The organism is Ralstonia sp. 25C, assembly GCF_051904805.1.
Classification (GTDB): domain Bacteria; phylum Pseudomonadota; class Gammaproteobacteria; order Burkholderiales; family Burkholderiaceae; genus Ralstonia.
In genome coordinates this window covers 1,578,312-1,598,310 of the sequence record NZ_CP196737.1, presented here as the reverse complement: position 1 = coordinate 1,598,310, position 19,999 = coordinate 1,578,312, and the positions used below count along the sequence as shown (strand labels likewise).

At 63.8% G+C, this 19,999-nt stretch carries 16 protein-coding genes; 15 read left to right on the top strand and 1 reads right to left on the bottom strand.

Translation table 11 applies throughout. The features are described 5' to 3' along the window. From pilQ to ACS7SF_RS07380, 5 genes are all read left to right on the top strand, one after another. Positions 1 to 2,157, top strand: a complete 2,157-nt coding sequence (gene pilQ, locus ACS7SF_RS07400; RefSeq protein ID WP_439892721.1) for a temperature dependent type IV pilus secretin PilQ — start codon at positions 1 to 3, stop codon at positions 2,155 to 2,157. 139 nt (positions 2,158 to 2,296) lie between these two features. Further along, entirely contained in the window at positions 2,297 to 2,869 is a 573-nt protein-coding gene (locus ACS7SF_RS07395; protein WP_439892361.1) for a shikimate kinase, read from the top strand. After that, positions 2,866 to 3,972: a 3-dehydroquinate synthase gene (aroB, locus tag ACS7SF_RS07390; protein ID WP_439892360.1), complete on the top strand. Its 1,107-nt coding sequence runs from the start codon at positions 2,866 to 2,868 to the stop codon at positions 3,970 to 3,972. Before ACS7SF_RS07395 ends, aroB begins: the two co-directional genes overlap by 4 nt. A gap of 19 nt (positions 3,973 to 3,991) precedes the next feature. Next, positions 3,992 to 5,158, top strand: a complete 1,167-nt coding sequence (locus tag ACS7SF_RS07385) for a deoxyguanosinetriphosphate triphosphohydrolase (RefSeq protein WP_439892359.1) — start codon at positions 3,992 to 3,994, stop codon at positions 5,156 to 5,158. Between the two features lie 80 nt (positions 5,159 to 5,238). Further along, positions 5,239 to 5,964 carry a carbonic anhydrase gene (locus ACS7SF_RS07380; protein WP_439892358.1) on the top strand — a complete coding sequence of 242 codons (726 nt, stop codon included), beginning with the start codon at positions 5,239 to 5,241 and terminating at the stop codon, positions 5,962 to 5,964. 143 nt (positions 5,965 to 6,107) lie between these two features. On the opposite strand, the gene ACS7SF_RS07375 is transcribed toward ACS7SF_RS07380, so the two are convergent. Then, positions 6,108 to 6,782 carry an OmpW/AlkL family protein gene (locus ACS7SF_RS07375; RefSeq protein ID WP_439892357.1) on the bottom strand — a complete coding sequence of 225 codons (675 nt, stop codon included), beginning with the start codon at positions 6,780 to 6,782 and terminating at the stop codon, positions 6,108 to 6,110. 271 nt (positions 6,783 to 7,053) lie between these two features. Here ACS7SF_RS07375 and ACS7SF_RS07370 point away from each other — a divergent pair, with 271 nt between their 5' ends. From ACS7SF_RS07370 to ACS7SF_RS07325, 10 genes are all read left to right on the top strand, one after another. After that, on the top strand, positions 7,054 to 7,779 hold the full coding sequence (locus ACS7SF_RS07370) for a transposase (RefSeq protein ID WP_439892356.1): 726 nt from the start codon (positions 7,054 to 7,056) through the stop codon (positions 7,777 to 7,779). A gap of 260 nt (positions 7,780 to 8,039) precedes the next feature. Then, a complete protein-coding gene (locus ACS7SF_RS07365; protein ID WP_439892355.1) occupies positions 8,040 to 12,761 on the top strand; it encodes a glutamate synthase-related protein in 4,722 nt (1,573 codons plus the stop codon). Between the two features lie 124 nt (positions 12,762 to 12,885). After that, entirely contained in the window at positions 12,886 to 14,349 is a 1,464-nt protein-coding gene (locus tag ACS7SF_RS07360; RefSeq protein ID WP_439892354.1) for a glutamate synthase subunit beta, read from the top strand. Positions 14,350 to 14,555: 206 nt separating this feature from the next. Further along, positions 14,556 to 15,536, top strand: coding sequence for a tripartite tricarboxylate transporter substrate binding protein (locus ACS7SF_RS07355; RefSeq protein ID WP_439892353.1), 981 nt, complete (start codon positions 14,556 to 14,558; stop codon positions 15,534 to 15,536). Positions 15,537 to 15,766: 230 nt separating this feature from the next. Then, the gene (locus tag ACS7SF_RS07350) at positions 15,767 to 16,600 is read left to right on the top strand and encodes an ABC transporter ATP-binding protein (protein WP_439892352.1); all 834 of its coding nucleotides are present in this window, start codon (positions 15,767 to 15,769) and stop codon (positions 16,598 to 16,600) included. Then, positions 16,597 to 17,364, top strand: coding sequence for a lipid asymmetry maintenance ABC transporter permease subunit MlaE (mlaE, locus tag ACS7SF_RS07345; RefSeq protein ID WP_366172784.1), 768 nt, complete (start codon positions 16,597 to 16,599; stop codon positions 17,362 to 17,364). The genes ACS7SF_RS07350 and mlaE overlap by 4 nt, the downstream gene beginning before the upstream one ends. A gap of 38 nt (positions 17,365 to 17,402) precedes the next feature. After that, the gene (gene mlaD / locus ACS7SF_RS07340) at positions 17,403 to 17,927 is read left to right on the top strand and encodes an outer membrane lipid asymmetry maintenance protein MlaD (protein WP_439892351.1); all 525 of its coding nucleotides are present in this window, start codon (positions 17,403 to 17,405) and stop codon (positions 17,925 to 17,927) included. Between the two features lie 3 nt (positions 17,928 to 17,930). Further along, the gene (locus ACS7SF_RS07335) at positions 17,931 to 18,734 is read left to right on the top strand and encodes an MlaA family lipoprotein (RefSeq protein WP_439892350.1); all 804 of its coding nucleotides are present in this window, start codon (positions 17,931 to 17,933) and stop codon (positions 18,732 to 18,734) included. 156 nt (positions 18,735 to 18,890) lie between these two features. Further along, entirely contained in the window at positions 18,891 to 19,526 is a 636-nt protein-coding gene (locus tag ACS7SF_RS07330; RefSeq protein ID WP_439892349.1) for an MlaC/ttg2D family ABC transporter substrate-binding protein, read from the top strand. 74 nt (positions 19,527 to 19,600) lie between these two features. Then, entirely contained in the window at positions 19,601 to 19,915 is a 315-nt protein-coding gene (locus ACS7SF_RS07325) for an STAS domain-containing protein (RefSeq protein WP_439892348.1), read from the top strand. The last annotated feature ends 84 nt before the right edge of the window (positions 19,916 to 19,999 follow it).

Genomic DNA, 19,999 nt, shown 5'->3' with positions numbered 1-19,999 from the left:
ATGCGTCTTGTGAAGGGCGGCCTCGCGCAGGCAAGCCGAGTGGCCCGGGGGGGCGCAGCCGCATGGCTTTCGCTGTGCATGTTCATCATGGCCGGTCAGGCGATCGCGCAGCAGGCTGCGACGACGGCCGTGGCAGCGACCGGCAACGCGATCGAAAAGGTGGAGCAGGCCTCGGCCGGCGAATCCACCGTCGTGACGATCACGCTGAAGAGTGCGCCCGCCCAGAAGCCGGTGGAGTTCAGTACGCAGCAGCCTGCCCGCATCGCCATCGACTTCTTTGGCGCTGGCTTTGCCCAGGGCCGCGCAAACTATCAATACGGCGGCAAGCTGCTGCGCTCGGCCAACGTGGTGCAGATCGGTGATCGCACCCGCGTCGTGCTCGATCTGGCGCGCCAGACGCAGTACAAGTCCGAAGTGCGCGGCAACCAGTATGTGCTGACGCTGGAAGCGGCCCCGGTTGCCGCCGCCGTGGCAGCGCCGACCTTCTCCGCGCCCACGCCGGTGGCTGGCGCAGAGCGTCCGGCCGTGCGCAACGTGGATTTCCGCCGCGGCGATGATCTGGCCGGTCGTGTGGTGGTCGACCTGTCGACGGCCAACTCGGCCATCAACATCGCGCAGCAAGGTCAGAACCTCGTAGTCGATTTCGTTGGCGCCACGCTGCCGCAATCGCTGCGCCGCCGCTATGACGTGAGCGATTTCGGTACGCCCGTGCAATCCATGCGGGCCACCGACAATGGCACCGGCGCACGCCTGATCATCGAGCCGCGCGGCAACTGGCAATACAGCTCGTATCAGACCGACACGCAGTTTGTGGTGGAAGTCCGCCCGACCAAGGAAGACCCGAACAAGCTGATCTCGGGCCCGGGTTACCGCGGTGAGCGCCTGTCGCTCAACTTCCAGAACATCGACGTGCGCTCGCTGCTGCAGGTCTTTGCCGATTTCACCAACCTGAACATCGTCACCAGCGATAGCGTGACGGGGACCCTGTCGCTGCGTCTCAAGGACGTGCCATGGGATCAGGCGCTGCAGATCGTGCTCGATTCGAAGGGCCTGGCATCGCGCCGCAACGGTAACGTGCTGTGGGTCGCACCGCGTGGTGAGTTGGCCACGAAGGAAAAGGCCGAGCTCGAGTCGCAGCAGCAAGTCACCGAACTGGAGCCGCTGCGCAGCCAAGTGTTCCGCCTGAACTATCAACGTGCGGATGACGTGCGCAACATGCTGCTGGGTACCGGTGGCGCAGCCGGGGGTGGTGGTGCTGGTGGGGCTGCGTCGCGCGTTCTGTCCAAGCGTGGTTCGCTGACGTCGGACGCCCGTACCAACCAGCTGTTCGTGTCGGATATCCCCAGCAAGCTGGAGGAAGTGCAGGCCTTTATCCAGAAGATCGACATCCCGGTTCGTCAGGTGATGATTGAGGCGCGTATCGTCGAGGCGGATGACACGTTCAGCCGTAACCTTGGCGCCAAGCTGGGCTTTGCGTCCAAGACCAACGGTGCTGGCTACGGCAATACGTACTCCAACGTCCTGTCGCCCGTGACGAAAGACGCAACGTGGGACAACAGCCCGGCGCTCAGCTTCCCGGCCAACGGCATCAACGGTGTGAATGCTGCCAGCGTGGCAGTGAGCCTGTTCAATGCCGGTGCTGGCCGCTTCCTGGCGCTGGAGTTGTCGGCGCTGGAGGCTGACGGCCGCGGCAAGATCGTCTCCAGCCCACGCGTTGTGACCGCTGACAACGTCAAGGCACTGATCGAACAAGGTACCGAAATCCCGTATCAGCAGGCAACGTCTTCTGGCGCCACTTCGGTGTCGTTCAAGAAGGCCAACCTGAAGCTGGAGGTGACGCCCAAGATCACGCCGGATGGCAACATCTTCCTGGATGTGGACGTCAACAAGGACAGCGTCGGCATTCAAACCACCAACGGCTTTGCCATCAACACCAAGCACGTGCAGACACAGGTGCTGGTTGAGAATGGCGGTACGGTTGTCATCGGCGGTATCTACACGCAGAACGAACGGACCGACGTGAACAAGGTACCGCTGTTGGGTGATATCCCGGTGCTGGGCAACCTGTTCAAGAGCACGAATAAGATCAACGACCGCACCGAGTTGCTGGTCTTCCTGACGCCGCGCGTGCTGTCCGACCAGCTCTCGCTGAAGTAATCGGCGCCCGGAGTTTGCTCCGTCAAGCCCGGCCTCCTGTGTGGAGCGCCGGGCTTTTTTGTGTCCTGCGGTCCGGTTTGTGCGGGATGGTGTGCAAATGCCACTACAATCAGGCTCAAACTCCTGATTCCACGCGATTTTGTCTGTTCCCAACGTTTTTTTCGTCGGCCTGATGGGCGCCGGCAAGACCACGGTTGGCCGGGCCATTGCCCGCCGGCTCGATCTGCCGTTTTTCGACTCCGACCACGAGATCGAAGCGCGTTGCGGCGTTCGCATACCGGTCATCTTCGAGCACGAAGGCGAAAAGGGTTTCCGTGATCGGGAAACCCACATCATTGACGAGCTGACCGCGCGTAACGGCGCAGTCGTAGCGACCGGCGGCGGCGCCGTGTTGCGGCCCGAGAATCGCGCCTTCCTGCGCGAACGGGGCACGGTCATCTATCTGCGTGCCAATCCGCATGACCTCTACCTGCGCACGCGCCACGACAAGAACCGACCGCTGTTGCAGACCGAAAACCCGCGTGCCCGGCTCGAGGAGCTGCACGCAATCCGTGATCCGCTATACCGCGAGGTGGCGCACTTCGTCATCGAAACCGGCAAGCCCACCGTCGCCCAGCTTGTTAATATGGTGCTGATGCAACTCGAGATGGCCGGCATTGTGGCGCCACCCGCAGGTTCCTCCACCTCCTCGCAAGTCTCCCCCCAGTCATGATTACCGTTGATGTCGACCTCGGCGATCGCGCCTATCCGATCCATATCGGGTCGAGGCTGCTGACCCAGGCTGCGCTGTTTGCTCCCCATATTCGCGGTGCGCGTGCCGTGATCGTCACCAACGAGACCGTTGCGCCGTTGTATGCGGCCAAGGTCGAAGAGACCATCCGCTCGCTGGGCAAGGCCGTCGACACGGTTGTGCTGCCCGATGGCGAGTCGTTCAAGAAGTGGGACACGCTCAATCGCATCTTCGACGCGCTGTTAACGGCGGGTGCGGACCGCAAGACCACGCTCGTCGCGTTGGGCGGCGGCGTGATTGGCGACATGACCGGCTTTGCCGCAGCCTGCTATATGCGCGGCGTGCCGTTCATCCAGGTACCAACGACGCTGCTTTCGCAAGTCGATTCGTCGGTGGGTGGCAAGACAGGTATCAACCACCCGCTGGGCAAGAACATGATCGGCGCGTTTCACCAGCCGCAAGCGGTGCTGGCCGACATCGACACGCTGCGTACCTTGCCCCCGCGCGAACTGGCGGCCGGCATGGCAGAGGTGATCAAGCATGGCGCCATTGCCGATGCGGATTACTTTGCGTGGATTGAACAGAACATCGCCGGCCTCAACAACTGCGATACCGATCTGATGGCCGAGGCCGTGCGCGGTTCGGTGCGTATCAAGGCGTCGGTCGTTGCGCAGGACGAACGTGAATCCGGCTTGCGCGCGATTCTGAATTTCGGCCACACCTTCGGCCACGCCATCGAGGCGGGCCTGGGCTACGGCGCGTGGCTGCACGGCGAGGCCGTCGGCTGCGGCATGGTGATGGCGGCCGATTTGTCGCATCGCCTGGGCTTTATTGACATCGATACGCGCAATCGCATCACCGCGCTCACGCGTGCGGCCAACCTGCCGACGGTGGCGCCGGATTTGGGCGTCGATCGCTTCATCGACCTGATGCGCGTTGACAAGAAAGCCGAAGCTGGCGAGATCAAATTCGTGCTGCTGCGCAAGCTGGGCGAAGCCTTTGTGACCACGGTGCCCGACGCAGACTTGCGCTCCACCTTGCAGCACGCCGTGCTGCGTCCCCCGACCGAAGCCCCTGTCGCCTGACACCAGAAGAGATGGCCCGATGAACGATCGACTCGATTTGCCGCCTGCACCGTTCGATCTTGAGGGCCATCTTGCGCCGTATGCCGCGCACGCGGCGCAGACACGCGGCCGCGTGCATGCCGAGCCGCCGTCAACTTCTCGCACCGAGTTCCAGCGCGACCGCGATCGCATCATCCACAGCACCGCATTCCGCCGGCTCGAATACAAGACGCAGGTCTTCGTGAACCACGAGGGCGACCTGTTTCGCACGCGGCTCACGCACAGCCTGGAAGTCGCGCAGATCGCCCGTTCGATTGCGCGCAGCCTGCGCTTGAATGAAGACCTCGTCGAGGCGATCTCGCTCGCGCATGACCTCGGGCACACGCCGTTCGGCCACGCCGGGCAGGATGCGCTTAACGATTGCATGAAGCCCTACGGCGGTTTCGAGCATAACCTGCAGAGCCTGCTGGTGGTTGATCGGCTGGAAGAGCGCTACGGCGGTTTCGACGGCTTGAACCTCACGTTCGAGACGCGCGAGGGCATCCTCAAACATTGTTCGCGTAACAACGCCGCCACGCTTGGCGACCTGGGCCGGCGCTTTCTCGAAGGGCAGCAACCCTCGCTGGAGGCGCAGCTCGCCAACCTCGCCGATGAGGTGGCCTACAACAACCACGATATCGACGACGGCCTGCGTTCCGGCTTGATCACGCTAGAGCAATTGGAGGACGTGCCGCTGTGGGCGATCCACCGGCGCGACGCCGAAGCCGCCTTCCCGGATGTGGGTGGCCGGCGCCTCATCAACGAAACCATCCGCCGCATCATCAATGCGCTGATCGTCGACCTGATTGCCACCACGCGCACCAATATCGGCGAGGTGGCGCCGCAGCGCATCGATGACGTACGTGCAGCGCCCGCGCTCGTCGCCTTTTCCGAGTCGATGCGCGAAGAGGCGCGCGTGCTCAAGCGCTTCCTGTTCGACAACCTTTATCGGCACTACCTCGTGATGCGGATGTCCACCAAGGCGCGGCGCATCATCGATGACTTGTTCTGCGCGTTTCTTGATGATCCCCGCTTGTTGCCGCCGCAGTATCAGGCGAAGGCCAGTCCTGATGAGCAGCCGCGCTGGATCGCGCATTACATCGCCGGCATGACCGATCGCTATGCCATCAAGGAGCATCGCCGCATCTTTGCGGTCGATGCGGTGTGAGTCGGATATCGGACCATTCTGAGTGACGCTGCCCTGGGGGCGAACCTACGATGGCGAGGTTCATTTCCCGGGGTCAATTGATGTCGCGTCTTCTCTCTGCATTGCTGGCCGCATTTGCGTTTAGCGCCCACGCCGCCAGCCCGGCCGATCACTTCGACTATCAGCACCAGGCGGAATGGCACGCAGTGCACGATGCCTTCCAGTCGCCCATCGACATCCGCCCGGCCGACGCCGTGGCCGCCGATGAGGATGAGCCGGACGTTATTCAACAGCGCTATGGCTCGGTCACGGCCACCGCGGTCGACACGGGCCATGCACTGCAGGTGAACGTGCCCGGCGGTGACATCAAGATCCGCGGCCGCCACTTCACGCTGCGCCAATTCCATTTCCACGCGCACAGCGAGCACACCATCAACGGCAAGTCGTATCCGGCGGAAGTGCACCTGGTGCACACCGCAAAGGACGGTCGCATGGCCGTGATTGGCGTGATGCTGGAGCCGGGCGCAGCCAACCCCGCGCTCGAAGCCGTGCTGCGGGCCGCGCGCAAGGGCGAGGCACACGATGTGTCGTCCGTGGATGCCGGCGCGCTGCTGCCCGCGAGCGACGCCTACTATCACTACCTTGGCTCGCTGACCACGCCGCCGCTGACGGAAAACGTTGAGTGGTACGTGCTCAAGCAACCGATCACCGCATCGCCCGAGCAACTCGAAGCGCTGCGCGGTTTCTATGCCGACAACTTCCGCAAGCCGCAGCCGCTGGAAGGCCGAGTTGTCATGCAGTTCGATCCGGCGCACCTCGCAAAGTAAGCGCCCAAAAAAAATGCCCGGCCGCCCCAACGCATGCCGGGCCGAACGTGCCAACCACCGTCGACGAGCGCCCCCGCCGTCGACGACCCCTGCGGCACGTCGGAAAGTCGATCAGAAGACGTTTGTTTTGCTGATCGTCTCCCTCAGAAGCGGTAGCCCACGCCGATACCCAGCAGCCACGGGTCAACCTTGACCTTGCTGATGGTCTGTCCGGCCAGCTTCACGTCGGCGCTGATCCAGGTCTTTTTCAGGTCAAGGTTGAAGTAAAGGTGTTCGGTCAGGCGGTAGTCGAAGCCGACCTGCAGCGCCGGGCCAAAGCTGTTCTTGCTCATTTCCAGCGGGCCGACGCCCGGCACCTGCAAGTCCACGTTCGAAATGCGCGTGTAGTTGATCCCCGCGCCCACGTACGGCTTAAAGCGCTTTTCGGGCGTGAAGTGGTATTGCAGCGTGAGCGTCGGCGGCAGGTGGCGGAAGCTGCCGATCTTGGTCGCGCCGCCAAGCGCGCTTTGCGTGACGGTCACGTCGTGCTGCTGCGGGTACGTCAGGATCAGTTCCGTGGCGATGTTCGGCGTGAAGAAGTACGAGATATCCAGTTCAGGGAAGGCCTTGTTGTTGATCTGGATGGCGTCGTCCGGGATAGCAAGCGCGGGCACCGCATCGGACTTGTTGGCGGCGGTCAGATTGACGGCGCGCAGGCGCACCATCCAGTTGCCCGTTGGCGCTGGCAGATCGTTGCTCTGCGCAAAGGCGGTTGGGCTGACAGTGGCTGCCAGAAACCCGGCGGCTGCGGCTACGGCGGCTAGGCGAACAAAAGCCATGAAACGCTCCCTGTGTTGTTGTCTCGTGGATGTGATGGGAGCCAGTCTCGCGGGGAAGTCGCCCGGTCGATTTGCGCCGGATCAAGTTCGCGGTGACGCATAGCGACTTCGCGGCCGCCAATTTGACGGCACGCAAATCCGCCGGGGAACACGGCCGATTCTCGTTGCAACTCGACGACAGCGGTCCCGCAACCGTTTGCTTCTAAAGTAAATGGGGACAGAAAAGATGTGGCCGCGATAGGATGAGTGCTTTCTATCTCTGTTTTTGCCCATGGCTCGCTTGCCCCGCCTCAGTCCTGTTGATGTTCCTGTGCACGTGTTGCAGCGCGGCAACAATCGGCAGGCGGTTTTCCGCGCCGATGAGGACTACGCGTTCTACCTGGACACGCTGCGCATGGCCGCGCGCGAACACGATTTCGCCATTCACGCGTTCGCCTTGATGCCGAATCACGTGCACCTGGTTGGCACGCCGAAAGTCGCGGACAGCCTGTCACGCACGCTGCAGACGGTGGGGCGGCGCTATACGCGGTATTTCAACGCGGCCGCTGAGCGCAGCGGCACGCTCTGGGAAGGGCGTTTCCGCTCGACCGTGCTGGACCCGGCGGAATGGGTGCTGCCGATGTTGCTATACGTCGAAGCCAACGCGGTTCGCGGCGGCGTGGTCGCCACTCCGGAAGAGGATCGGTGGAGTACGTATCGCCATCACGTCGGCATCCAATCCATCCCGTGGGTGAGTGACCACTACTGCTACTGGCGGCTTGGAAACACGCCGTTCGAGCGCCAGTCCCGCTATCGGACGCTCTGGCATGAAGGTCTCGGGTCAGACCAGCTCGAGACGATTCGCCAGCATGTGCACAGCGGCTGGCCGCTGGGTAGTGAGGCTTTCTTGGCAACGCTGGCGCGTACTGGTGGTCGGCGAGTCGCGCCCCTGCCGAAAGGCCGGCCCCCGCGCAAAACCGCAGAAGTGGGGGCGGAGGACGCGGCAGCGGTGGGGTAGCCGGGTGTCAGGGCGTTGGATCGCAGGTGCGTCGGTCCGCACCAAATTGATCTGTCCCCACTTATAAACCCGCACTACAAACGTGCATTTGTTAATTGACTCCGACCCCATTTAAAACCTTTTGCGTGTTATGGAACGCTCTTTTATATTCGTTTCACCCCGCATTCATGGTGCGGCGCGCCATTGGTTGTTTTGCCTGCATCCGCACCACTGCGAGGGCTTTCTACGGCGCGCTGTACCGACAACATCGGAAGATCGCCGTGGAACAACACTCTTTCCCCACCCAGCCGTCGGCGCCGTCGGCCCAGGGTCTGTACGACCCGACCAATGAACACGACGCTTGCGGCGTCGGCTTCGTCGCCCACATCAAGGGCAAGAAGAGCCACGAGATCGTCCAGCAAGGCTTGCGCATCCTGCACAACCTCGACCACCGGGGAGCCGTCGGCGCCGACCCGCTGATGGGCGACGGCGCAGGCATCCTGCTGCAGATTCCCGATCAGTTCTTCCGTGAAGAGATGGCCAAGCAGGGCATCAACCTGCCGCCGGCTGGCGAATACGGCGTCGGCATGATCTTCCTGCCGAAGGAACACGCCTCGCGTCTGGCTTGCGAACAAGAACTGGAGCGCACCGTGCGCCTGGAAGGCCAGGTCGTGCTGGGCTGGCGCGACGTGCCGGTCGACAAGACCATGCCGATGTCGCCCACGGTGCAGAAGACCGAGCCGGTGATCCGCCAGATCTTCATCGGGCGCGGCCGCGACATCATGACCACCGACGCCCTGGAGCGGAAGCTGTATGTGATCCGCAAGACCGCCAGCCACGCGATTCAGGCGCTCAAGCTCAAGCACGGCAAGGAATACTTCGTGCCGTCGATGTCGGCGCGCACGATCGTCTACAAGGGCCTGCTGCTGTGCGAACAAGTTGGCCGCTACTACCAAGACCTGGCTGACCCGCGCACGGTATCGGCGCTGGCGCTGGTGCACCAGCGTTTCTCGACCAACACGTTCCCGGCCTGGGAACTGGCGCACCCGTACCGCATGGTTGCGCACAACGGCGAAATCAACACCGTCAAGGGCAACGTCAACTGGATCAACGCACGTACGGGCGGTATCTCGTCGCCGGTGCTGGGTGCGGATCTGCCGAAGCTCTGGCCGCTGATCTATCCGGGCCAATCGGATACGGCATCGTTCGACAACTGCCTCGAACTGCTGACGATGGCCGGCTACCCGCTGGCCCAGGCGATGATGATGATGATTCCGGAAGCGTGGGAACAGCACACGCTGATGGACGACAACCGTCGCGCTTTCTACGAATACCACGCTGCGATGATGGAGCCGTGGGACGGCCCCGCCGCCATCTGTTTCACCGATGGCCGCCAGATCGGCGCAACGCTCGACCGTAACGGCCTGCGCCCGGCACGCTACTACGTGACCGACGACGATATGGTCGTGATGGCGTCGGAAGCCGGCGTGCTGCCGATTCCCGAGTCGCGCATCGTCAAGAAGTGGCGCCTGCAGCCGGGCAAGATGTTCCTGATCGACATGGAGCAGGGCCGCATCATCGACGACAAGGAGCTCAAGGACAACCTGGCCAACGCCAAGCCGTACAAGAGCTGGATCGACGCCGTGCGCATCAAGCTCGACGAGCTGGAAGCCAAGCCGGAAGACGTGGCCGCCGAAACCAAGCCGGCCGCCAAGCTGCTCGACCGTCAACAGTCGTTCGGCTACACGCAGGAAGACGTCAAGTTCCTGATGGCGCCGATGGCCGCCAACGGTGAAGAAGCCGCCGGCTCCATGGGCAACGACAGCCCATTGGCCGTGCTGTCGAGCAAGAACAAGACGCTGTACAACTACTTCAAGCAGCTGTTCGCGCAGGTCACGAACCCGCCGATCGACCCGATCCGCGAAAACGTGGTGATGTCGCTCGTCTCGTTCATCGGGCCGAAGCCGAACCTGCTCGAGCTGAACAACATCAACCCGCCGATGCGTCTTGAAGTGAGCCAGCCCGTGCTGGACTTCAAGGACATGGCGAAGATCCGCAACATCGAGCACTACACCGGCGGCAAGTTCATGGCTTACGAGCTGAACATCTGCTACCCGGTGGCCTGGGGCAAGGAGGGCATCGAAGCACGCCTGGCCTCGCTGTGCGCCGAGGCTGTCGATGCGGTCAAGTCGGGCTACAACATCCTGATCGTGTCGGACCGCGCGGTCGACGAAAAGCAAGCCGCCATTCCGGCACTGCTGGCCACGTCCGCTATCCACCATCACCTGGTGGATGCGGGCCTGCGCACGAGCACCGGTCTGGTGGTCGAAACGGGTTCGGCGCGTGAAGTGCACCACTTCGCGCTGCTGGCGGGCTACGGCGCGGAAGCCGTGCACCCATACCTGGCGATGGAAACGCTGGCTGAGCTGGCTCCGAGCCTGGGCGTGACGGCAGACAAGGCGGTCTACAACTTCACCAAGGCAATCGGCAAGGGCCTGCACAAGGTGATGTCCAAGATGGGCATCTCGACGTACATGTCGTACACCGGCGCGCAGATCTTCGAAGCGATCGGCCTGTCGCGCGAGCTGGTGGACAAGTACTTCCACGGCACGGCATCGAACGTGGGCGGCATCGGCATCTTCGAGGTGGCCGAAGAAGCCCTGCGCCTGCACCGCGACGCCTTTGGCGATGCACCGGTGCTGGCCAACATGCTGGACGCCGGCGGCGAATACGCGTACCGCGTCCGCGGCGAAGAGCACATGTGGACCCCGGATTCGATCGCCAAGCTGCAGCACGCCACGCGCGCGAATTCGTACCAGACGTACAAGGAATACGCCAACCTGATCAACGACCAGAGCAAGCGCCACATGACGCTGCGTGGTCTGTTCGAGTTCAAGGTGGACCCGGTGCGCGCGATTCCGCTGGAAGAAGTGGAATCCGCCAAGGAGATCGTCAAGCGTTTCGCGACCGGCGCCATGTCGCTGGGCTCGATTTCGACCGAGGCGCACACCACGCTGGCCGTGGCGATGAACCGCATCGGCGGCAAGTCGAACACGGGTGAAGGTGGTGAAGACGAGCGCCGCTATCGCAACGAACTGCGCGGCATTCCCATCAAGCAGGGCACCAAGCTGTCGGACGTGATCGGCCGCGAAGTGGTCGAGCGCGATCTGGAACTGCAAGAAGGCGATTCGCTGCGCTCCAAGATCAAGCAGGTGGCGTCGGGCCGTTTCGGCGTGACCGCTGAATACCTGGCTTCGGCAGACCAGATCCAGATCAAGATGGCCCAGGGCGCCAAGCCCGGTGAAGGCGGTCAGCTGCCCGGCCACAAGGTCACGGACTACATCGGCAAGCTGCGTTACGCTGTGCCGGGCGTGGGTCTGATCTCGCCGCCGCCGCACCACGATATCTACTCGATCGAAGATCTGGCGCAGCTGATCCACGACCTGAAGAACGTGAACCCGCGTTCGGACGTGTCGGTCAAGCTGGTGTCGGAAGTGGGCGTGGGCACAGTGGCCGCAGGTGTCGCCAAGGCCAAGGCCGATCACGTGGTGATCGCCGGTCATGACGGCGGTACGGGCGCTTCGCCGTGGTCGTCGATCAAGCATGCCGGCACGCCGTGGGAACTGGGCCTGGCCGAGACGCAGCAGACGCTGATGCTCAACGGCCTGCGCAACCGCATCCGCGTGCAGGCTGATGGTCAGATGAAAACCGGCCGCGACGTTGTGATCGGCGCGCTGCTGGGCGCAGACGAGTTCGGCTTCGCCACCGCACCGCTGGTGGTCGAGGGCTGCATCATGATGCGCAAGTGCCACCTGAACACCTGCCCGGTGGGCGTGGCGACGCAGGATCCGGTGCTGCGCAAGAAGTTCTCGGGCAAGCCCGAGCACGTGGTGAACTACTTCTTCTTCGTGGCTGAGGAAGTGCGCGAGATCATGGCGCAGCTGGGCATCCGCTCGTTCAACGAGCTGATCGGCCGCGCAGATTTGCTCGACACCAAGGCCGGCATCGAACACTGGAAGGCACGCGGTCTGGACTTCGCGCGCATCTTCTACCAGCCGGCCAAGAAGGAAGGCGAGCCGTGCTACCAGGTCGACGTGCAAGACCACGGTCTGGACCGCGCGCTGGATCACCAGCTCATCGAGAAGGCCAAGGCTGCAATCGAGAAGGGCGAGCGCGTCTCGTTCATCCAGCCGGTGCGCAACGTCAACCGCACCGTGGGCGCGATGCTCTCGGGCGAGGTGGCCAAGCGCTACGGCCACGAAGGTCTGCCGGATGATTCGATCCATGTGCAGATGCAGGGCACGGCGGGTCAGTCGTTCGCGGCGTTCCTGGCGCACGGCGTGACACTGGACTTGGTGGGCGACGGCAACGACTACGTGGGCAAGGGCCTGTCGGGCGGCCGCGTGATCGTGCGTCCGCCGCATGAGTTCCGCGGCGAGCCGACCAACAACATCATCGTCGGCAACACCGTGCTGTACGGCGCGCTGGCCGGTGAGGCGTTCTTCAACGGCGTGGCCGGCGAGCGCTTCGCGGTGCGCAACTCCGGCGCCACCACGGTGGTGGAAGGCACGGGCGACCACGGCTGCGAGTACATGACCGGCGGCACCGTCGTCGTGCTGGGCACCACCGGCCGCAACTTTGCGGCAGGCATGTCGGGTGGCGTGGCCTACGTCTATGACGAAGACGGCCTGTTCGACAAGCGCTGCAACACCGCGCAGGTCGCGCTGGAATCCGTGCTGTCGGCGGCAGACCAGGAGAAGGCGCACACGCAGGCGACCTGGCACAAGGTCGATGGCGAGCGCGTGCTCGACGAGCAACTGCTCAAGGCGCTGGTGGAAAAGCACTTCCGCTACACCGGCTCCGAGCGCGCCAAGGAACTGCTGGCCGACTGGAGCAATGCACGCCGCCGCTTCGTCAAGGTCTTCCCGACCGAGTACAAGCGCGCGCTGACCGAGATGTACGAGCGCGAACAGGAAGCCGGCCGCGAGCAGATCGCCGCCTGAACCTGATCCAAGCGACTTGGCGGGTTGTCGATCGATGATCGGCACCCGCCGCACCGAATACAACGAACCACACAAGACACGCTCGATGCCCCTGTGCAGGTGGCATCGGGCGAGGAAGGACACCATGGGCAAGGCGACCGGTTTTCTCGAATTTCCCCGCCAGAACGAGGGATACGAAGCGCCCGAAGCGCGCGTGAAGCATTACAAGGAGTTCGTGTTCGCACTGGCGGACAACGAAGCCAAGATCCAGGGCGCACGCTGCATGGACTGCGGCATTCCGTTCTGCAACAACGGCTGCCCGGTCAACAACATCATCCCGGACTTCAACGACCTGGTGTACCGCCAGGACTGGAAGACCGCGATCGAAGTGCTGCACTCGACGAACAACTTCCCCGAGTTCACGGGCCGTATCTGCCCGGCACCGTGCGAAGCAGCTTGCACGCTGGGCATCAATGAGCTGCCGGTCGGCATCAAGTCGATCGAGCACGCCATCATCGACAAGGCCTGGGAAGAGGGCTGGGTCGCCCCGCAAGTGCCGAAGCACAAGACCGGCAAGACCGTGGCCGTGGTCGGCTCCGGCCCCGCTGGCATGGCCGCTGCGCAGCAACTGGCACGCGCCGGCCACGACGTGACGCTGTTTGAGAAGAACGACCGCATCGGCGGCCTGCTGCGTTACGGCATCCCCGACTTCAAGCTGGAGAAGGCGCAGATCGACCGCCGCATGCAGCAGATGGAAGCCGAGGGCGTGACGTTCCGCACCGGCGTGATGGTGGGCGACAAGACGGTGCCGGCCGGCATCGTCAACGACGCACGCGAGGTGATCTCCGCCGACGACATCCTCAAGCAGTTCGACGCCGTTGTGCTGACGGGCGGTTCGGAAGTGCCGCGCGATCTGCCGGTGCCGGGCCGTGACCTGGACGGCGTGCACTACGCGCTCGAATTCCTGATCCCGCAGAACAAGGAAGTGGCCGGCGATGCACCGAACCCGATCCGCGCGGACGGCAAGCACGTTATCGTGATCGGCGGTGGCGATACGGGTTCGGACTGCGTGGGCACGTCCAACCGCCATGGCGCAGCATCGGTCACGCAGTTCGAACTGCTGCCGCGTCCGCCGGAAGAAGAGAATAAGCCGCTGGTGTGGCCGTACTGGCCGATCAAGATGCGCACGTCGTCGTCGCATGATGAGGGCTGCGAGCGCGACTGGTCGGTTGCCACCAAGGAACTCATCGGCGAGAACGGTCGCGTGACCGGCCTCAAGGCTGTGCGCCTGGAGTGGAAGGACGGCAAGATGAGCGAAGTCGAAGGCAGCGAATTCACGCTCAAGGCCGACCTCGTGCTGCTGGCGATGGGCTTTACCAACCCGGTCGGCGGTGTGCTCGATGCCTTCGGCGTGACCAAGGATGCGCGCAACAACGCGCGTGCTTCCACCGAGGGTGACAACGCCTACGCCACCAACGTGCCGAAGGTGTTTGCCGCCGGCGACGTACGCCGCGGCCAATCGCTGGTCGTCTGGGCCATCCGCGAGGGCCGCCAGGCTGCCCGCTCGGTGGACGCGTTTCTTATGGGCCATTCGGAACTGCCGCGCTGACCACGCGGTTGACTGTCTGACCCAGGGCTCGCTTCGGCGAGCCTTTTTCTTTGGGGCCGGCCGCCGCTTCATGGTTTACATCGACATGGTTTACATGAGTGCAGGGCGGATGGGCGGATTTCTAGAATGAGATTTCCCCGAGACCCCCCACCCCCATGCAAGCCTGCGCCAGCAATGTGCCCGCAGATGTTCCCGACGCGCCGGACATGCGCCGACGCCGCACCATAGTGTGGCTCGCAGCGTTGCCGGTCGCATTGGCTCTGCCGGCCCGCGCCGAACTGCTGGGCTATGCGTCGCAGCCGCTGCGCCTCGTTGTGCCGGCCGCGGAGGGCAGCGTATTTGATGCGCTGGCCCGAGCGCTGGCCGTGCAGCTACAGCTGCAACTCGGCCGCCCAGTCAATGTCGAGGATCGCCCCGCCGCCAATGGCATGGCGGCCGGCGAATCGGTCGCGCGCGCCGCATCCGACGGCCACACCTGGTTGCTCCACCAAACCACGTTCGTCACACAGCCCGCGCTGGAGCCCGCGCCCTACGACCCGCTGCGCGACTTCCTGCCCGTTGCCATGGTGGCGACGCTGCCGCTTTTTCTGGCCGTCGACGCCCGCCTGCCGATTGGCTCCGTCACCGATCTGGTTGCCATGGCGCGTGCGGAATCGGTCAGCGTCAATTGCGGTTCGGAGGCGCTTGGCACGTGGTCGCACCTCGTCGCCGAGCAGTTCGTCCGCGATTACGCGATCCACGCGCCGCATGTCTCGCTCAAGGGTGAAGCCGGGGTCGTGCAACAGGTGTTGGCCGGGCGCATGACGGCGTGCTTCGCCAGCTATCCGAGTCTGGCGATGGGCGTGGCGAGCGGGCAGTTGCGCTTGCTGGGCGTGACCGGCGCCGCGCGTTCTCCCTTCGCGCCGGATGTGCCCACCTTGCGCGAAGCCGGGTTGGTGGGGTTCGACCGCAGTGCCTGGGTGGGGGTGTTCATGCCGGCACGCACGCCGAAGGTCCTGTCGATCCGTGCGGCCGGCGAGTTGCGCCGCGCGCTGACTGCAAGCGATGTCCGCGCCACTTTGCGCGCCGGCGGCTTCGAGCCCGAGTGGGATGCCCCGGAGACCTTCGCCCAAGCCATCCGTCGAGATGCCAACCACTGGCAGACGCTGGTCCACCAAGCCGATCTGCGCCTGAGCCGCGGCGAATAGCTTGTCGCGGGGTGCGCGTGTGCAGGCTTTTCAGCGGTTCGCAAGGCATGGCGCCGCGGCGCAGCGCTTCAGCCACACAAACTGTAGGTAAGCATGGCGTGACTGACGGGCTACGCGGGTTTCCACCTATAATGGCGGCCCGTACCAAATCGGTACGACTAGCGAACACAATAAGACGCGGCACGCATCCCGCCGTGAGATAACCGAGCTTCCCGTACCCAAACGCCACCGTGTCCACCCAGCCTTCCACTGCCGTTGTCGAGCTCGACCAGGTCGATTTCGCCTACCAGCCGGGTGAACGGCGGATTCTGTCCGGCCTGTGCATGCGCGTGCCCAAGGGCAGCGTGGTGGCCGTCATGGGCGGTTCGGGCTGCGGCAAGACGACGATCCTGCGCCTCATTGGCGGGCAGGTCGGTGCCGCGGCAGGCACGGTCCGCGTACTGGGCCAGGATATTGGCGCCATGGACAAGCCCGCGTTGTATGCAGCGCGCCGCCAGATGGGCATGCTGTTCCAGTTCGGCGCGCTGTTTACCGACATGTCCGTGTTCGACAACGTCGCCTTTCCGCTGCGCGAACATACCGAACTGCCCGAGCCGCTGATCCGCGACCTAGTGCTGATGAAGCTCAACGCCGTTGGCCTGCGCGGCGCACGTGATCTCATGCCGTCGCAGATTTCCGGCGGCATGGCCCGGCGCGTGGCGCTGGCACGTGCCATTGCGCTGGACCCGTCGCTCATTCTCTACGACGAGCCATTCGCTGGGCTGGACCCGATCTCCCTCGGTCTGACCGCCTCACTCATCCGCAAGCTGAACGACGCGCTGGGTGCGACCAGCATCATCGTCTCGCACGATGTGCAGGAAACGTTCCATATTGCGGATTACGTCTATTTCATCGCCAACGGTGGTATCGCCGCCGAGGGCGCACCGGCAGACCTCATGGCCTCCACCGACCCGTTCGTGCGCCAGTTCGTGCACGGCGAGGCGGACGGCCCCGTGCCGTTCCACTATCCGGGCGCATCGCTGGCGGATGATTTCGGCTTGGGCAAGAACGGGGGTGCGCAATGATCTCGACGATCGGCTCCCTGGTGCGCTCGCTCATTGGCCGCCTTGGCTATGGCGCGCGCATGCTGGCCACGCTGTTTGCGGCCTCGGGCGACGTGCTGCGTCGTCCGCGCCTGGTGATCGAGCAACTGCGTTTCATCGGCAACGATTCGTTCATCATCATCGCGGTGTCGGGGCTGTTCGTCGGGTTCGTGCTGGGCCTGCAGGGCTATTACACGCTCAACCGCTATGGTTCCGAGCAGGCGCTGGGTCTGCTGGTGGCGCTGTCGCTGGTGCGTGAACTGGGGCCGGTAGTGACCGCACTGCTCTTTGCTGGCCGCGCTGGCACGTCGCTCACCGCCGAGATCGGCCTGATGAAGGCCGGCGAACAATTGATCGCCATGGAAATGATGGCGGTCGATCCGCTGGCCCGTGTGCTGGCGCCGCGTTTCTGGGCGGGCTTGATCGCCATGCCGTTGCTGGCCGCCATTTTCAGCGCCGTCGGTATTCTGGGCGGATACTTCGTCGGTGTTGGCCTGATCGGGGTGGACCCCGGCGCGTTCTGGTCGCAGATGCAGGCCGGCGTGGACGTGATGGACGACGTCGTCAACGGCGTCATCAAGAGTGTGGTGTTTGGCGTGGCCGTGACCTTCATCGCGCTGTTCCAGGGCTATGAGGCCAAGGCGACGCCCGAGGGCGTGTCGCGCGCCACCACGCGCACGGTGGTGATTGCGTCGCTGGCCGTGCTGGCGCTGGATTTTGTGCTGACGGCGTTGATGTTCAGCTGAACATCATCCCTCTGGCTGTCGTTCAAAGAGAAAAGATCATGCGTAAGAGCCTCCTCGATTTCTGGGTCGGACTGTTCGTGCTGGTGGGCATCGTGGCGTTGCTGTTCCTGGCGCTCAAGGCCGGCAACATGAGCGCGTTCTCGTTTGCCAAGACCTACCAGGTGAAGGCCGCCTTCGACAACATCGGCGGCCTGAAGGTGCGTGCGCCGGTCAAGAGTGCCGGCGTGGTGGTGGGGCGCGTGTCGCAGATCCTGTTTGACGACAAGACCTACCAGGCGACCGTCGTGCTCGACATGGATCAGCGCTACCAGTTTCCGAAAGACAGCTCGGCCAAGATCCTGACGTCGGGGCTGCTGGGCGAGCAGTACGTTGGCCTGGAGCCGGGTGGCGATTCGGCCATGCTGGCCGGTGGCAGCAAGATCACCATGACGCAGTCGGCGGTGGTGCTGGAGAACCTGATCAGCCAGTTCCTCTACAGCAAGGCGGCCGATGCCGGCGCCGGCAGCAGCAATGGCGGCAGTGCCAGCGGCGCCAAGCCCGCTGGGGGCAGTGGGAGTCAATAAACCATGAAAACAACAACATCCATCCGAACGCTGCGCGGCTTAGCACTGGCCGTGGCTGCGGGCGCATCGTTACTGGCAGGTTGCGCCACGGGGCCGAATGCCAATCCGGCCGACCCGATCGAGCCGTTCAACCGCGAAGTCTTCCGCATCAACGAAGACCTCGATAAGGGCGTGCTGAAGCCGGTGGCGCAAACCTATGTTGACGTCGTGCCGTCGCCCGCGCGCACGGCCGTGTCGAACTTCTTCTCCAACGCGGGCGACGTCTATTCGGCCGTTAACAACCTGCTGCAGCTGAAGGGCACCGCCGCGCTGGAAGACACCATGCGCGTGGCGATCAACACCGTGCTGGGCCTGGGTGGCCTGATCGACATCGCCTCGGACGCCGGCTTGCCCAAGCACAAGGAAGATTTCGGCCAGACCCTGGGTGTGTGGGGCGTGCCGGCTGGCCCGTACATCGTGTGGCCGCTGCTGGGCCCGAGCACGGTGCGTGATACCGCGGGCTTCCTGGTCAACTGGCAGATGGATCCGCTCACGTATTTCAACGACAGTGCGATCACGTATTCGCTGGCCGCCCTGCGGGTGGTGGACGTGCGGGCGAACCTGCTCGGCGCCAGTAATGTGTTCGAGCAGGCAGCTGTCGATAAGTACACCTTCATGCGTGATGCTTATCTCCAGCGTCGCCGCTATCTGATCTATGACGGCAATCTGCCGGAAGACCAGGACGGCAAGACCCCCTCGGACACGGGTGACGCGACGGTCTCGCCGTACCACCGCTTTACGCCCAATTGGCCGGTGTTCCGCCGCTGATGGGTCGTTCGTAACAACGTTGCCTCAACGGTGACAAGGCGTAAAACAGGGCTCTGATTCGCGAACTTGAGCGCGGATGCCCCGTTCTAACAGCCACCCAATCATCGCAGCGGCACGGCCGTATGCGAACCAAGAACCACATAAGAAGGACGCGATATGTTGAAGAATGTTCTCCGTTCCGTGTTTGCTGGCCTGGCACTGACTGCCGCTGTGGCGGCGGCTCCGGTCCAGGCCCAAGAGGCTGATGCGCAATCGACCGTCAAGGCGGCCGTGGACGATGTGCTCACCACCATCAAGGGTGATCCGGAGCTGCGCGGCGGCAATATGACGAAGGTGTATCAGCTGGTCGACCAGAAGATCGTGCCGCGTGCCGATTTCAAGCGCACCACGCAGATCGCCATGGGCCGCTTCTGGAGCCAGGCGACGCCCGAGCAGCAACAACAGATTCAAGACGGTTTCAAGACGTTGCTGGTCCGCACCTACGCCGGCGCGCTGTCGAACGTGAAGAACCAGACCGTGTCGTACAAGCCGTTCCGTGCCGCAGCCGACGACACCGATGTGGTGGTGCGTTCGACCGTGAACAACAACGGCGAGCCGGTGGCGCTGGACTATCGCATGGAAAAGACGGGCAATGGCTGGAAGGTGTACGACATCAACATCAGCGGCCTGTGGCTGTCGGAAACGTACAAGAACCAGTTTGCTGACGTCATCAGCAAGCGTGGTGGCGTTGCCGGGCTGGTCAGCTTCCTGAACGAGCGCAACGCGCAGCTCGAGAAGGGCCCGGCAAAGTAAGCGGCCTTCCGGTAGAATCAACGCAGCGGTCGACTCTGGCCGCTGTTTCTTTTTCTGACGCATCCCCCCTCGCCATGTTGACCTTGTCCGGCCCGCTGACCCAGCTTGAAGCGCCGCGCGTGCTGCGCGAGGGCGAGGCTCAGCTTAGCCAGGCGCGTGGAGCGGGCGTTGCCACACTGCGCGTGGATTGCGCGGGCTTGTCGCGGGTCGATTCCTCCGCGCTGGCAGTGCTGCTGTCCTGGCAGCGCACGGCGCAGACGGCTGGCATCGCGCTGGATATCGCAGGTGCCCCGCAGGCGCTGTCCAACCTCGCCACGCTGTACGGCGTGGAATCCCTGCTGGCGATTGCGCCGGCGTCTCCCGCAGCTCCCCATCACGCACGACATTGAGGCGGCGTCCGGTGCGGGGCGGTTTGCCCCACCATCGCGATGCCGCGCTCACAGTGGCGTTGGCACGGCGCCGCAAGCCGGTGC

Coding starts and splice junctions, on each gene's coding strand:
- pilQ (WP_439892721.1), top strand. CDS start 1: ATGCGTCTTGTGAAGGGCGGCCTCGCGCAGGCAAGCCGAGTGGCCCGG.
- aroB (WP_439892360.1), top strand. CDS start 2,866: ATGATTACCGTTGATGTCGACCTCGGCGATCGCGCCTATCCGATCCAT.
- ACS7SF_RS07385 (WP_439892359.1), top strand. CDS start 3,992: ATGAACGATCGACTCGATTTGCCGCCTGCACCGTTCGATCTTGAGGGC.
- ACS7SF_RS07380 (WP_439892358.1), top strand. CDS start 5,239: ATGTCGCGTCTTCTCTCTGCATTGCTGGCCGCATTTGCGTTTAGCGCC.
- ACS7SF_RS07375 (WP_439892357.1), bottom strand. CDS start 6,782: ATGGCTTTTGTTCGCCTAGCCGCCGTAGCCGCAGCCGCCGGGTTTCTG.
- ACS7SF_RS07370 (WP_439892356.1), top strand. CDS start 7,054: ATGGCTCGCTTGCCCCGCCTCAGTCCTGTTGATGTTCCTGTGCACGTG.
- ACS7SF_RS07360 (WP_439892354.1), top strand. CDS start 12,886: ATGGGCAAGGCGACCGGTTTTCTCGAATTTCCCCGCCAGAACGAGGGA.
- ACS7SF_RS07355 (WP_439892353.1), top strand. CDS start 14,556: ATGCGCCGACGCCGCACCATAGTGTGGCTCGCAGCGTTGCCGGTCGCA.
- mlaE (WP_366172784.1), top strand. CDS start 16,597: ATGATCTCGACGATCGGCTCCCTGGTGCGCTCGCTCATTGGCCGCCTT.
- mlaD (WP_439892351.1), top strand. CDS start 17,403: ATGCGTAAGAGCCTCCTCGATTTCTGGGTCGGACTGTTCGTGCTGGTG.
- ACS7SF_RS07335 (WP_439892350.1), top strand. CDS start 17,931: ATGAAAACAACAACATCCATCCGAACGCTGCGCGGCTTAGCACTGGCC.
- ACS7SF_RS07330 (WP_439892349.1), top strand. CDS start 18,891: ATGTTGAAGAATGTTCTCCGTTCCGTGTTTGCTGGCCTGGCACTGACT.
- ACS7SF_RS07325 (WP_439892348.1), top strand. CDS start 19,601: ATGTTGACCTTGTCCGGCCCGCTGACCCAGCTTGAAGCGCCGCGCGTG.